Here is a 13984-nt window from a genome sequence, read left to right as displayed (position 1 = left end):
CGTCCTGAGCCAGGATCAAACTCTCCAAAGAATTTGATATAGCTCTTAAATTGACGAAGCTTGCGCTTCATTCAAAAATTGTAAAACTTTTTTTGCCTCATCGTTCAGTTTTCAAAGTTCGTCTGTCGCTCTTGGCGACTTCATTAATCTATCACGTTTCAACCATTTCCGTCAACAACTTTTTTCACAAATTGTTTTTCTGAAATAATCTTTTGCCGTGACAACGTTTATAACTATAATCTCTATTTACCACTTCGTCAATACAAAAAACGATAAAATTTTAAAAAAAATCTACTTTCCGTTTATATGACGAAAAGTAGACCTCTATCACCTAATTTATTTGAGACGGACGTAACCGGTCTTTTCGACCAAAGTCTGCCCATCCTCGCTTCCTAGCCATTCTAGAAATTCAGCAAATTGTTCTGCTTTTTCTTTAGTCGTGACCGCGTAGAATTCAGAGGTCAATGGATATGATCCATCTTGAATCGTTTCAACGGTCGGTTCGATTCCTTCTATACGAAGTAACTTGATCTTATGATCATTGACCATTTCTGTCGCATAGTATCGGAATGAGAACCCAATTGCATTTTTATGGTTTCGATACGATGAAGTTTGTTGAATGATTCCGCCCATTCCTTCAGGGACATCTTCGACTGGCGCCTCCATCAGTTTTCGTTCACCCATCATCTTTTGCAATGCCGTTTGACTACCGCTATCTTCTGGTCGTTGAAAAGCACGAATGGATTCAGAGTGACCACCGACCTCTTGCCAATTGCGAATGTCCCCCGCATAAATTCCACGGACTTGTTCCATCGTCAAAGACTCGATCGGATTATCTTCATGAACGAAGAAAACAAATGCTTCTCTACCAATCGGTGTCATATGTAGAGATACGTCCTTTTGCTTTGCGACTTGCAATTGACGATTGGACGGACCCGCTACAAAAATCAAGTCAGTTTGATCATTCATCAATCGACTGTACGCTTCTGGCGTTGTCGTCGAGACGACTTTACTCGCCTGATCATTATATGGGTCATATGTTCCGGAGTTCGGATATACCGCTTCTACAAATGAAGCATACATTGGATAGAGGGCTGTCGTGCCGTCCAATCGCGGCACACCATTTACGAACGAAACCGATGTTTGATGATTCAATTTTGCCAATCGCTCCGAATTTGTAAATGGCTGATAATCGATCAACTCTACACCACGCTCTTCAATTTTTAAGTAATCCTGATACATGTAGTACCCTTTGACAGAAGCGAATACCATCACGCCTGACAAAGCTCCCAAACCAAGTATCCGTTTCACTTTCCGATTTGAGAGAGGCGAAAAATCATAAAGCCCCATACATACAATCAACAGAGCCGCTATATACCAAATCGTCCAAAGAATGGGGCGTCCTTGCGTGATTGGTTCTCCCATCGTAAAGAGAGCGACAACAACGGAAACCATAAACGTGACAAATAGAATAAAAATCGTTCCGATGCTAAACTTCAAAAATTTCATGCGACGTATCGTCTCCTCATCATGCTTTCGTGTAGGGATTAGGCAATCTCATAAAGTACTGCTTCTACTCCAACTCCCTTTGTCGGTCTCGTGACCGTACGAACATATCCTTTTTTCACTAAAAATCCGATGATACTTCCGAGGTCGACACGAAGTTCATTTAAGTTCGGGTGATCCATCAATTCCGAGAATGTCCAAGCTCCTTCTTTCTCTTGCATCGTCTGAAGTAACAAAAGTGTTCCCGGCAACACTTTTGATTGAATCAAGTGTTCCATTCCAATCACAACAAGGTGGATTCGTTGTTCGAGCGTCTCCTGTCCTCCAACCAGTTCTTCATGCAACTTATAAATCTCAAGGTCGATTGCCCGAACTTGTTCCCACATCACGATTTCAGGATGAATCCCCGCTTCGAGAATCGATAGCCGCGCCAAGTGTGTAAGCGCATGGTGAATCTGGGTAAAGGCGTCTTGGAATTCCCCTTCTAAAAATAAATACCGACCATCTTCAAAACGGCGCAATAGTTTCGCAAATGAAAGTGATAATTGTAGGCGTTGCTCTCTATTCGTCAAATTACGATTCCGTTGTCGTAATTCTAAGATGTATTCATTCCGCTCAAATAGAACAATCCCATCCTCAATCCAATGAATGGCGCGTCGGTTCTCATTTAAAACAATCCATCTGTCCATCATCGAATCACTCACGACGTGCAAGACGATTCTTTCTTGACCAACCTGATAATGCTTCACCGTCCAAAACGGTTCCTGTCTCGCTTCAATTACAATGAGCAGACGGTCTGACTGATCCGTCAAAGGATCACGTGCTCGTTTCTTCTTCACTTCAATAATACCGAGTGTCGTTTTTAGTGCAGCATATTCTGAATAAATAGTGCGAGTCGCATATTCCATCGTCATCTGGACCCCTTCTCTCCCAATCGTAAGTTGACTATATATGACGATTGTCATTTTCGATACGAACAAGATTCGCCCTCTTTTCAAAAAACTCCTGCCGAAAAAGTGCAGGAACTTCTCACTCGTTTGAAGATGAGCTATGATAGAGACAGACTATTGGAGGGATTCACTCATGAAAAAACGGGGGAACAAAATCAACCGCGCACGTAATATAGCATTACTCTTAATCTTCGGCGGGATCGGCGTCATGTATCTCGGACTTCTCGCAAAATCCATCACGTGGCTGATGATCATCTTCATGCTTCTAGGATTTGTTATGGTACTCGCAAGCTCTGCCCTTTACTTCATTGTAGGTATGGCATCTACGAAAGCGATTATCGTGACCTGCCCGAACTGCGAAAAAGAAACGAAGATGCTCGGGCGCGTCGACTTATGTATGCATTGTGACGAACCACTAACGATTGACCGCTCACTCGAAGGTAAAGAGTTCGATGAAAAATACAACAAACGTCAGTCACAACAAACCGACTGACACAAAAAACCACATCCGAGAGCTCGGATGTGGTTTTTAATGTGTCTGCGATTGTTCAGATTGGCAAGATGGGCACGTTCCATACACTTCAAGACGGTGACGATCAACTTTGAATCCAGTCAATTGAGATGCAACCGATTCGATTTCATCTAATACCGGGTAGTTGAAGTCGACGACTTTTCCACACGTGTCACAAATGATGTGATAGTGCTTCGACGTCACAAAGTCAAAGCGACTTGAGGCGTCTCCGTAATTCATCTCTTGAACAAGCCCTACTTCTTTAAAGACGCGCAAGTTGTTGTATACAGTAGCCACACTCATGTTTGGAAACCTTGCGGCAAGTGCCTTATAAATGTCATCCGCTGTTGGGTGACTATGCTCCGTGACGAGGTACTCCAAAATGGCCTGGCGCTGAGGCGTCATTCTGACTCCATGTTCCCGGAGCGACTGAACAGCATGGTCAAGCATTTCGCTTCCCACGTCAATCCCTCATTTCTTCTATAAAATTCATGCGAAATAGTTTTGAACATTAACTTATTTCTTACATAGTAATCTTTATAAATAGTGTACTGATTTCTCAACTACTCGTCAAACACTGAGCTTATGCGGTTGACGGCTATGATACAATAAGTGCGAATTTGAATAAGGAGGCAATACATATGACTACTTCATCAAATCGTCAGTCATCCGATGCATTATATCAAGATGCAATCACTCACATCGTCGGAGGTGTCAACAGCCCATCTCGCTCATTCAAAGCGGTTGGCGGCGGCGCTCCTGTTTATATGGAACGTGGCGAAGGTGCCTATTTCTATGATGTAGACGGCAATCGCTACATCGATTATTTGGCGGCATACGGCCCAATCATTACCGGCCATGCCCACCCTCACATTCATGAAGCACTCATGAACGCTTCTGCTAAAGGCTTACTTTACGGGACACCCCACCGCCTTGAAGTCGAGTTTGCGAAGAAATTAAAACAAGCTATTCCTTCTATGGATAAAGTACGCTTCACCAACTCCGGAACGGAAGCTGTTATGACGACAGTCCGAGTCGCCCGTGCTTACACCGGTCGTGAACTCGTCGTGAAATTCAGTGGCTGTTACCATGGACATTCGGATCTCATGCTGATTGCAGCAGGTAGTGGTCCGGCAACACTCGGTTCTCCTGACTCGGCAGGTGTGACAAAAGCCACAGCTAAAGAAGTCATCACCGTCCCGTTCAACGACGTCGAAGCGTACCGTGAGATGATGAAAGAATGGGGAGACCAGGTCGCATGTGTCCTCGTCGAACCGATTGTCGGGAACTTCGGGATTGTAGAACCGAAGCCAGGCTTCCTTCAGGCCGTCAATGACATCACGCATGAACATGGCGCTCTCGTCATCTATGATGAAGTCATCACTGCATTCCGCTTCACATACGGAAGTGCACAGCAAGTGTATGGCATCGAACCGGATATGACGGCACTCGGAAAGATTATCGGTGGTGGTCTACCAATCGGCGCTTATGGCGGAAAAGCTGAAATCATGGAGACGGTCGCACCACTCGGACCTGCGTATCAAGCAGGCACAATGGCAGGAAACCCTGCCTCGATGGCGACAGGAATCGCTTGTCTCGAAGTACTCGAGCAACCTGGTGTTTATGAAAAATTAGATACGCTTGGTGCACGACTTGAGGCAGGAATTCGTGAAGCGGCAGAGAAACATGACGTGACGATCACGATCAACCGCTTGAAGGGTGCACTCACCGTTTACTTCACGGATGAAATCGTCACTGATTACGATGGTGCAGAAAAATCGGACGGTGAGACATTCGGACGATTCTTCAAGTTGATGCTTGAAAACGGTGTGAACCTGGCTCCATCGAAATATGAAGCTTGGTTCCTGACAACAGAGCATAGCGAACAAGATATCGACGAGACAATCGAAGCGGTCAATCGCTCGTTTGCCCAACTGTAAGAATGAGATGCGCGAGCATCTCTTTTTTATTGTCTAAAAGGGGACATCTTCATCAAAAGTGTCTCTTTTTATCTTGCATCGTCCCCCATTACAGTAGAACCAAGGAGGTGCTCACAATATGAAATTTAAGGATTTTCCATTAAACGTCCGCTTAAGGCTTATTTGCGGATTTTGCATTCGAATCGTCGGCTCCGCCATCTTCCCATTCATGGCGCTCTATTTCTCGGAGGAATTAGGCAAAGTGTCCGCTGGAATCATCATGATCTCATTCGTGATCGTCGGTTACTTGACCGGTCTATTTGGTGGGTACTTTTCCGATCGGTTCAATCGGAAGGTTGTCTTACAAATTGGTCAGGTGATTCAAATCATCTGCTTCCTTGGCATGACTGTTGCCATTCACCCATCGAACAACTGGGCACTCGTCGTTGCCATCCTTTACTTCGGACACGCTGTGTCGAACGGTTTGAACTATCCGGCACTCGAAGCCATCGTCATCGATTCGATGGAAGAGTCGAATCGAAAAGCCATCTATGTGTATGACTATTGGCTCGTCAATTTGGCGATTGCCGGAGGTGTCATGCTTGGTGGCGCCTTTTATCGAGATCATCGGTTCGGTCTCTTTATCGGTATGACAATCGTGCTCACGGTTACAACTATCGTACTTCAACGCTATTTGGTCGATACGTATAAGGGTAACCGCTCAACTCCATCAAACCCGATTCACGGAGTCATCGAAAACTATAAAATCGCCTTATGCGACCGACGCTGGATTACGTTCGTTCTCGGAAGTATGCTCGTCTTTTCGACCGAGTTCCATATGGCAAATTATATCGGGGTTCATTTAGCAGAGTCATTTGAAAGTCGTCAACTTCTTGGCATTTCAATTGACGGGGTACGCATGATGGCGTTTATGCAACTCGAAAACACATTACTCGTCGTTGCCATCACGTTCGCCGTCACAGCGTTCGTCAAACGTTTTAAAGAGAAGGCCGTCTTTTTCGTCGGATTATCGTTATACGTGACGGCTTATGCCGCCATCACATCGATGAACTCATTTATCGTTCTCGCCGCGCTCGCAATTGTCTTTACGATTGGTGAGCTTCTCTACTCTCCGATTCGACAAGTGAAACAAGTCGATTTGCTCGATCCTGAGCGGCGTGCTTCGTATCTCGCATTCGGTGGACTGACGTTCCATGGAGCCAAACTCGTGGCGGCGGCCGGCATTGTCGTCGGTGCTTTCATCGGTCCTGTTTTGATGAGTGGGTATATCTTTATCTTCGGGGCACTTGGTGCATATTTGTATTATGTTTCCCTCTACAAGATGCAAGCAGCTCGCCAACTCGCGGCTTGAGGTTTACCATGAAGACAAAACGGTAAAACAGTACGATGAAGGAGGCGAAACACTTGCCTGCGATTGTGTTATTCGATGGAGACTGTAACTTCTGCGACGCCAGTGTCCAGTTCATTATTCGTCATGACCGACATGCCTCGATCCACTTCGCATCACTTCAAAGCGAGGTCGGGCAGTTGTATAGAACACGACACCGGATTCCAGAATCAGTCGACAGTATCGTCTACATTGAAGAAGGGGTTCCTTACTTGAAATCAGATGCAGCGATTCGGATTGCCGAGCACCTTGATGGCCGTTGGCGCCTGCTCCGGTTCATCCGATTCGTACCTAAACTGATTCGTGATCGCGGCTATGATTTCTTCGCCAAACATCGGACACGTCTATTCGGGAAGAAGGAAGTGTGCACGCTCCCTTCCCCGGATGTTCGTAAACGATTTTTAGACCGCTAAAAAAGTCGAGCCCACAAGGACTCGACTTTTTCGTTATTCCACTACAGCTAAATCTTGAATCATATACAGGTCGTAATACGCTCCACGACGACGCATCAGTTCTTCGTGCGTCCCCGTCTCCATGATTTGACCGTTCTCGACGACAACGATTTGATCGGCGTCGGTGATGGTCGACAAGCGATGAGCAACGATTAACGTCGTCCGCCCCTTCGTCAGACGAGCAAGCGAGTCTTGAATCATCGCTTCACTCTCTAAATCAAGCGCACTCGTCGCTTCATCTAAAATCAGAATCGGAGGATTTTTTAAGAACACACGCGCGATCGCGAGTCGTTGCTTTTGTCCTCCAGAGAGTTTGACACCCTTCTCCCCGACCGGCGTCGCATATCCGTCTTGCAGCTTCGAAATAAATTCATGAGCGTTTGCCGCCTTCGCCGCTGCAATGACTTCTTCGTCCGTCGCATCCGGTTTCCCCATGCGGATGTTCATCGCGACCGATTCACTGAAGAGGACTGAGTCCTGCATCACCATTCCGATTTGATCACGAAGTGCACGTAATTTGAAATCGCGCACATCGACTCCGTCGATTTTGATGCTTCCATCCGTCACGTCATAGAAACGAGGAATCAAGCTGACGAGTGTCGACTTTCCACCACCGGACATCCCGACGAACGCCACGCGTTCCCCGGAGCGGATTTGGAGGTTCACGTCGTTCAACGCCCGTGTCCCATCCTGTTCATAAGAAAAACTCACATGCTCAAGGTCGATTTTACCCGCTGTTGATAATGGAACGAATCCGTTCGGTTTCTCCTCGATATCATACGTCTCATCCAAAAACTCGAAGACACGGTCCATCGAAGCGACCGATTGCGTGAGTGTCGTCGCCGAGTTGACGAGACGACCGAGCGGTGCGTAAAGACGATCGATATAAGCGATGAACGCGACGAGCGTACCGAGCGTTACTGGTCCTTGAAGGACGAGCCATGATGCCGTCGTGAAAATCAAGATTGGTGCGATATCGGTGATCGTCGATACGACGACATACGTCTTGGCGTTCCAACTCGTATGTTTAAGTGCCGCATTTAAGAATCCACCGTTCTGTTGTTCGAACGCCTTGTTTTCGTACGGTTCTAACGCAAAACTCCGAATGACCGCCATGCCGTTCACGCGCTCTGTCAAATGACCTTGAAGGTCAGCAAGCGCCGCTGACCGCTCGCGCGTCAAACGACGCAACCGTCCATAGAAATAACGGACCGCAATCGCATAAAACGGAAGTGGTAACACGGCAATCAATGTGAGTTGTGGGTCAATCGTATACATGATCCCGATGGCGATGAAAATGGTAATCATATCGAGCCAAATATTCATCAATCCGGTGATGACGAAGTCTTTCGTCTGTTCCACGTCGTTTATGATCCGAGAAATGATTTGCCCCGTCTTATTATTTGAATAATAGCGAAGTGACAACTTCTGGACGTGGTCGAACAATCGGTTCCGCACATCGAACAAGACACGCGTTGCGGCCCACTGTGCCAAATATTGACGCAAGTATTCAATCGGTGGCTTGAAGACCAGGAAAATGAAGAAGACGATGCTAAACAGCCAGACGAGCGTCGTGTAGTCCTGTTTCGGCGCGTCTTCTACCAAATAATTATCGATGACATATTTATAAAGTAACGGTAATCCGAGCGGAATCGAAAACTTTAAAATCCCGACGAAAATCGTTAGGGCAATTTGTTTTTTATACGGCTTAACAAATTGCATATAACGTTTAATACTACCCATAGTTCCTCCTTCTTTAAGAAAAAAAGCGGAGATGAGGAATCATCTCCGGTAACGTGCTTCGTATTCGCGATACCATTCATCGACGAATGTTGGGTTGAACGGCCCTTTCCGTCCTCGAATCCAGTTGATCAGCTCTTGCACGTTCTGCTTCAAGATTCGATCAATCGCTTTCGGATAATTCATCTCGCGACGATGCCGCTCATATTCATCTTCATCTAAAATCGTATACGACATATCCGGGAACACCTTGATGTCCAAATCGTAATCGATGTATTTGATGGCACGTTCATCCCCATCAAATGTAGTCGGCGAACCTAGATTACAGTAGTAGTAAATCCCGTCTTCGCGAATCATACAGATGACATTGAACCAATACTCAGATGAAAAGTAGCAAATTGCCGGCTCTCGCGTTCTCCATTGCCGACCGTCTGACTCGCTGACCATGATGCGGTCATTGAATCCGATCATATCCGTTTTTGACGACTGAAGGACGAGCGTTTCTTCCCAAACGCGATGCAAAGTTCCGTTGTGCTTGTAGCTCTGTATCTCGATTTTGCTACCTGCTTTGGGAAATAAGCTCATAAGCTCCTCCTTTCCGCTATGATGCTATACAATTCTCATATTTAATTATAGCGACTTTCAGAACCAATGAAAAAGGAAATCTCTTATTTTCATGAATTTAGTGTTTTTTGGAAGGCTCGTGCCCGTTCCTGAAACATTGGACGAAGCACGAAATATTCGACGAGTATGTTCGGAACATAGCTATCAAACGTCACTTCGTCAATCATAACCGCTTTTCCGTCACGTGACTCGACCCGGTGCACGTGCGTAAACCGTTTAAACGGAAACGGCAATCTCTTCCCTTGATCGCAGAATGCCTGTCTTCCTGAAATCGTAATGGCACTATTCCACGGCAGCTCGATAGGACCGACTCCGACGAACAACTTCACTTCATTACCTTCGACCGAGGCACCATCCCCCACTAGACGTACTTTGGGAAACTTCGTCAGTTTCGTCAAAAGCGAAGCATCCTGCAATAAATCCCATAGCGTATCGACCGTCGTATCGTATGTCGATTCTACATCAAATCGTCTCACTTTCACCACCTGCCAATCGCTCTAGTTTTTGTTGAGCCACAGAAACCGTCTTCACTTCTCGCTCCGAAGCATCTAACCAGACGACATCATCGTTCGGGAGCGTATCGACTCGATATAAATCGATATACCAGACGATATGGGAGAAGACGTGTTTCACTTGCCCGAGATAAGTTCCGTTTACCTGTTCCCCCGTTCCTCGTTCGGTAAGCGGGTATTGCCACATCCCAGCAAGTAATCCTTTTTCCGGTCGCTGTTCATAGGCGACTTTCCCGTCTTTCTCGATGCATAACGCATCATACATTTCGACACGTGCTGCCCCTTTTTTCGTTTTGACCGGCAGCTCATCTTGTACATGATGGGCATATGCGTAACAGGTGTCTTGAACAGGACAGAGCGAGCACATCGGATTTTTCGGTGTACAGACCGTTGCCCCTAACTCCATGACGCCTTCATTAAAATCAGACGCATGGCGCGGGTCCATCAAGCGCCGAACAACCTGTTCAAACAGTTTACGCGTCTTCGGTACAGCGATGTCGTCATAGATTCCGAATTGACGTGACATCACGCGCATGACGTTTCCATCGACTGCTGGCTCCGGTTGATTGTACGCGATCGACAGCACCGCTCCCGTCGTATACGGACCGACTCCTTTTAATTTTTCAAATCGTTCTTTTTCTTCTGGGACAATCCCATCGTACACGGAAGCGACTTCTTTGACCGCTTCATGTAAGTTTCGGATGCGTGAGTAATAACCGAGCCCTTCCCAATATTTGACGACTTCGTCTGTTTCAGCAGAAGCGAGCGCCTCAAGCGTCGGGAATCGTTCCATAAAGCGGTTGTAATAAGGGATGACGGTATCGACTCGCGTCTGTTGTAACATGACCTCACTCACCCAGACGCGATATGGATTTTTCGCATGACGCCAAGGTAAATCACGTTTTTCACGATTGAACCATGTAACCAATTCCTCATTGAATTGATGAATATTATAATTTGTGAACAATTTATCAAGATTAAGCATTGTGTTTCCCCTCGTTTTAAAAATATTGTATGATAAATAGGAATAGATGACGTTATATTGTGTTTATTGATGGAGGTGCTGAAGCACATTGGATACTGCGACACACATTGGTATGGGACTTGGTTTAAGTGCCATCGCGACGCTCAGCCCGGAGGTGTCAGGTGATGCACAGATGTTTCTGGCCATGACAGCCACGGCTCTCGTCGGCTCGCATGCACCAGACTTCGACACCGTCTTTAAGTTAAAAGGAAATAGTACGTATTTACGCCAGCATCGCGGTCGTTCACACGGAATCACCGCACTTCTTGCTTGGCCGATTATCGTCAGCGCCGTCATCGGTACGGTTCTTGGCGTCAATCCCGCCTCCCTATGGGTAATGGCTCAAATCGCCGTCTTGTTACATGTCACGGTCGACTTGTTCAATGCTTACGGGACGCAAGCGCTACAGCCGTTTTCGAAGAAATGGATCGGCTGGGGTGTCATCGGAACGTTTGATCCGTACTTGTTCTCCGCTTATTACGGTGCATATGCATTATGGATGATTACCGGTGCGACTGTCCCTATTTTTGCATTGCTTATTGCGCTTGTCATTAGTTACTATGCAATTCAGTTTAAATTGCGTAACCGTGCGCTCGCCACTGTGGCACGACACTTTGCTGGTGCACACGAATTATTCATCTCACCAGGAATCGGTTGGGATGACTGGCACGTCGCTGTTCGTTTCCGCGATGGGCTCGGAGCGGTGAAAGTGAAGAAAGGGAAAGTCATCGAGTGTGGTCGCTTCCGCGATAAACCGATGCCAGGGGAAGAAGACCTTCATTTCGTCGAAGCTCGAAAAAATGCAGATTTACAGGCGTTCCTCGAGTTTTCCAAAATTCACACGTATACTGTGACACGCCATAACGGAATGATTGAATACCGTTTCACGAACTTACGGTATTTCTCGAAAAATATGTATCCGTTCGTCGCTGTCGTCATCGTAGACGAGCAGTCGAATGAAGTCTTGTCTTCATTCACTGGATGGGTATTCAGCGAAGACAGTCTTCAGAAAAAATTAGTGTATGAACAATAAAAAGTCGCTCTCACGAGCGACTTTTCTTATGCCTCGGATTCAGTGAATTGAAGCTCGAACTCGAATTTGACTTTCTTGTCGACGAGGACGCCCCCCGCTTCGAGCGCTTGGTTCCACGTTAATCCGTAATCTTCCCGGTTGAGAGAGCCTTCTCCAGAGAAAGCATGCTTCATGTTTCCCCACGGATCTTTTGCGCTTCCCTCATACTCCACTTCGAACGTTTCTTCCCGAGTCGTTCCTCGAATCGTTAAATCTCCTGTCAATTCGAACTCTCCGCCCCCTTTGGAATGGAAAGATGTTGATTGAAACACGATATGTGGATATTCTTCCGCATTGAAGAAGTCTCCTGAGCGGAGATGGTTGTCTCGATCTGAATTATTCGTATCCACGGACGCCGCCTGAATCGTCACTTTTACGCTCGCATTTGCCAAGTCGTTCGGATCACCGTTTGCTTCGATATCGAATTCTTTAAATTCACCTTTCACTTTTGAAATCATCATATGCTTGACAGTAAATGTGATGGAACTATGCGCTGGGTCAACTTGATATGTCTTTGCCATCTTGATTCACTCCTTATGCGTAATTGAATAATGTACACAGTGTACTGATTACCACAAATCTTGACTTCAAAACGTTTTTACAAAAGATTGACAAATTATTGTCAAAAAATTTTGACTTTTATCACAACATACCGTTACGATGAAAAAAGGGAGTCGTTCGCTTACCGAAAAATGTAAGCGCATACATAACTCCTCTATCTCGTATGAAAAGGGAGGAACGAACATGATTTATGAAGTACCGAACTCAGCAGGAACGAAAGTACAGTTTAAGGACCGTTACGAGAATTTCATTAACGGAAAATGGACCGCACCGGCTGGTGGGGAATACTTTGAAAACACATCTCCTGTAAATGGGAAAGTATTATGTGAAGTCGCCCGCTCAACGAAAGAGGATATTGAACTCGCATTGGATGCTGCACATGCAGCAAAAGACGATTGGGGCAAAACGTCCGTCGCGGAACGTTCTGTCATCTTAAATAAAATTGCAGATCGCATGGAAGAAAATTTAGAGATGCTTGCGTACGCAGAAACGTGGGAAAACGGTAAGGCAGTTCGAGAAACACTGAATGCTGACCTTCCGCTCGCAATCGATCACTTCCGGTACTTCGCCGGTGTGATCCGTTCACAAGAAGGCGGTATCAGTGAACTCGACAACGATACGGTCGCCTATCATTTCCATGAGCCACTCGGCGTTGTCGCTCAAATCATCCCGTGGAACTTCCCGATCTTGATGGCGGTATGGAAACTCGCTCCGGCACTCGCAGCGGGGAACTGTGTCGTCTTAAAACCAGCTGAACAAACACCTTCTTCAATCATGGTCCTCATGGAACTCATTGAAGACTTATTGCCACCAGGTGTCGTCAACATCGTAAACGGTTTCGGTCTTGAAGCGGGTAAACCTCTCGCATCGAGCGACCGTGTCGATAAAGTCGCTTTCACAGGAGAGACGACGACGGGCCGGTTAATCATGCAGTATGCTTCACAAAACATCATCCCGGTCACGCTCGAGCTCGGTGGAAAATCACCGAACATCTTCTTCGCGGACATTATGGAAGCCGATGATGACTTCTTCGACAAAGCAATCGAAGGCCTCGTGATGTTTGCCTTGAACCAAGGGGAAGTATGTACGTGCCCGTCTCGTGCATTGATTCAAGAATCCATCTACGACAAATTTATGGAGCGTGTGCTCGAGCGCGTCAAAGCGATCAAGCTTGGAAACCCGCTCGATGCTGACGTCATGATGGGGGCACAAGCTTCGAACGAACAAATGGAAAAAATCCTCTCTTATCTTGAAATCGGGAAAGAAGAAGGCGCAGAATGCTTAATCGGTGGCGAACGCAACATGTTAGACGGAGACCTAGCGGATGGTTACTACATTCAACCAACTATCTTTAAAGGTCACAACAAGATGCGCATCTTCCAAGAAGAGATTTTTGGACCGGTCTTATCGGTGACGACGTTCAAAGACGATGCGGAAGCACTTGCCATCGCGAATGACACACTTTACGGACTTGGTGCAGGCGTGTGGACGCGAGACATGAACCGCGCGTATCGTTTCGGACGTGAAATCCAAGCGGGTCGCGTCTGGATCAACTGTTACCACTCTTATCCGGCACACGCTGCATTCGGTGGTTACAAAATGTCCGGGATTGGTCGGGAGAACCATAAGATGATGCTCGGTCATTATCAACGGACAAAAAATATGCTCGTCAGCTACAGCGAACAGAAGCTCGGGTTCTTCTAAG

The 13984-nt window shown here is 46.5% G+C and carries 14 protein-coding genes; 6 read left to right on the top strand and 8 right to left on the bottom strand.

Translation table 11 applies throughout. From position 1 onward, the window contains the following. Window positions 1-336: 336 nt before the first annotated feature. Complete coding sequence (locus tag KNO87_RS13490; RefSeq protein WP_214796464.1) at window positions 337-1509, bottom strand: PstS family phosphate ABC transporter substrate-binding protein; 1173 nt, start codon at window positions 1507-1509, stop codon at window positions 337-339. 38 nt (window positions 1510-1547) lie between these two features. After that, the gene (locus KNO87_RS13485) at window positions 1548-2486 is read right to left on the bottom strand and encodes a nucleotidyltransferase-like protein (RefSeq protein ID WP_251126198.1); all 939 of its coding nucleotides are present in this window, start codon (window positions 2484-2486) and stop codon (window positions 1548-1550) included. A gap of 103 nt (window positions 2487-2589) precedes the next feature. Here KNO87_RS13485 and KNO87_RS13480 point away from each other — a divergent pair, with 103 nt between their 5' ends. Next, window positions 2590-2949 (top strand): YgzB family protein, encoded by a 360-nt coding sequence (locus KNO87_RS13480; protein ID WP_031421140.1) that lies wholly within the window; start codon window positions 2590-2592, stop codon window positions 2947-2949. A 36-nt stretch (window positions 2950-2985) separates the two neighbouring features. Here the strand turns inward: KNO87_RS13480 and perR are convergent, their stop codons facing one another. Beyond that, entirely contained in the window at window positions 2986-3417 is a 432-nt protein-coding gene (perR, locus tag KNO87_RS13475; RefSeq protein ID WP_031421138.1) for a peroxide-responsive transcriptional repressor PerR, read from the bottom strand. 191 nt (window positions 3418-3608) lie between these two features. Here perR and KNO87_RS13470 point away from each other — a divergent pair, with 191 nt between their 5' ends. The 3 genes from KNO87_RS13470 to KNO87_RS13460 all read left to right on the top strand — a co-directional run bounded on the left by KNO87_RS13470 (window position 3609) and on the right by KNO87_RS13460 (window position 6707). Further along, window positions 3609-4907 carry a glutamate-1-semialdehyde 2,1-aminomutase gene (locus tag KNO87_RS13470; RefSeq protein ID WP_214796462.1) on the top strand — a complete coding sequence of 433 codons (1299 nt, stop codon included), beginning with the start codon at window positions 3609-3611 and terminating at the stop codon, window positions 4905-4907. 118 nt (window positions 4908-5025) lie between these two features. Beyond that, window positions 5026-6258, top strand: a complete 1233-nt coding sequence (locus KNO87_RS13465; protein ID WP_214796460.1) for an MFS transporter — start codon at window positions 5026-5028, stop codon at window positions 6256-6258. A gap of 53 nt (window positions 6259-6311) precedes the next feature. Beyond that, a complete protein-coding gene (locus KNO87_RS13460; protein ID WP_214796458.1) occupies window positions 6312-6707 on the top strand; it encodes a thiol-disulfide oxidoreductase DCC family protein in 396 nt (131 codons plus the stop codon). Window positions 6708-6740: 33 nt separating this feature from the next. On the opposite strand, the gene KNO87_RS13455 is transcribed toward KNO87_RS13460, so the two are convergent. The 4 genes from KNO87_RS13455 to mutY all read right to left on the bottom strand — a co-directional run bounded on the left by KNO87_RS13455 (window position 6741) and on the right by mutY (window position 10607). Next, window positions 6741-8489 (bottom strand): ABC transporter ATP-binding protein, encoded by a 1749-nt coding sequence (locus tag KNO87_RS13455; protein WP_214796456.1) that lies wholly within the window; start codon window positions 8487-8489, stop codon window positions 6741-6743. Between the two features lie 39 nt (window positions 8490-8528). Continuing rightward, window positions 8529-9071 (bottom strand): nucleoside tri-diphosphate phosphatase, encoded by a 543-nt coding sequence (gene ntdP, locus KNO87_RS13450; protein ID WP_015880896.1) that lies wholly within the window; start codon window positions 9069-9071, stop codon window positions 8529-8531. A gap of 89 nt (window positions 9072-9160) precedes the next feature. Beyond that, window positions 9161-9586, bottom strand: a complete 426-nt coding sequence (locus KNO87_RS13445) for a hypothetical protein (RefSeq protein WP_214790484.1) — start codon at window positions 9584-9586, stop codon at window positions 9161-9163. After that, window positions 9573-10607: an A/G-specific adenine glycosylase gene (gene mutY / locus KNO87_RS13440; RefSeq protein ID WP_214796454.1), complete on the bottom strand. Its 1035-nt coding sequence runs from the start codon at window positions 10605-10607 to the stop codon at window positions 9573-9575. The genes KNO87_RS13445 and mutY overlap by 14 nt, the downstream gene beginning before the upstream one ends. A gap of 88 nt (window positions 10608-10695) precedes the next feature. Here mutY and KNO87_RS13435 point away from each other — a divergent pair, with 88 nt between their 5' ends. Continuing rightward, entirely contained in the window at window positions 10696-11679 is a 984-nt protein-coding gene (locus KNO87_RS13435; RefSeq protein WP_026826711.1) for a metal-dependent hydrolase, read from the top strand. Window positions 11680-11705: 26 nt separating this feature from the next. On the opposite strand, the gene KNO87_RS13430 is transcribed toward KNO87_RS13435, so the two are convergent. Continuing rightward, complete coding sequence (locus KNO87_RS13430) at window positions 11706-12239, bottom strand: YceI family protein (protein ID WP_214790487.1); 534 nt, start codon at window positions 12237-12239, stop codon at window positions 11706-11708. Window positions 12240-12462: 223 nt separating this feature from the next. On the opposite strand from KNO87_RS13430, the gene adh reads away from it, so the two are divergent. Beyond that, complete coding sequence (gene adh / locus KNO87_RS13425) at window positions 12463-13983, top strand: aldehyde dehydrogenase (RefSeq protein WP_214790489.1); 1521 nt, start codon at window positions 12463-12465, stop codon at window positions 13981-13983. Window position 13984 lies beyond the last annotated feature (1 nt).

It is taken from the genome of Exiguobacterium sp. s34 (assembly GCF_018617435.1).
Lineage (GTDB): Bacteria > Bacillota > Bacilli > Exiguobacteriales > Exiguobacteriaceae > Exiguobacterium > Exiguobacterium aestuarii.
This window is presented reverse-complemented; position numbering and strand designations above follow the sequence as displayed.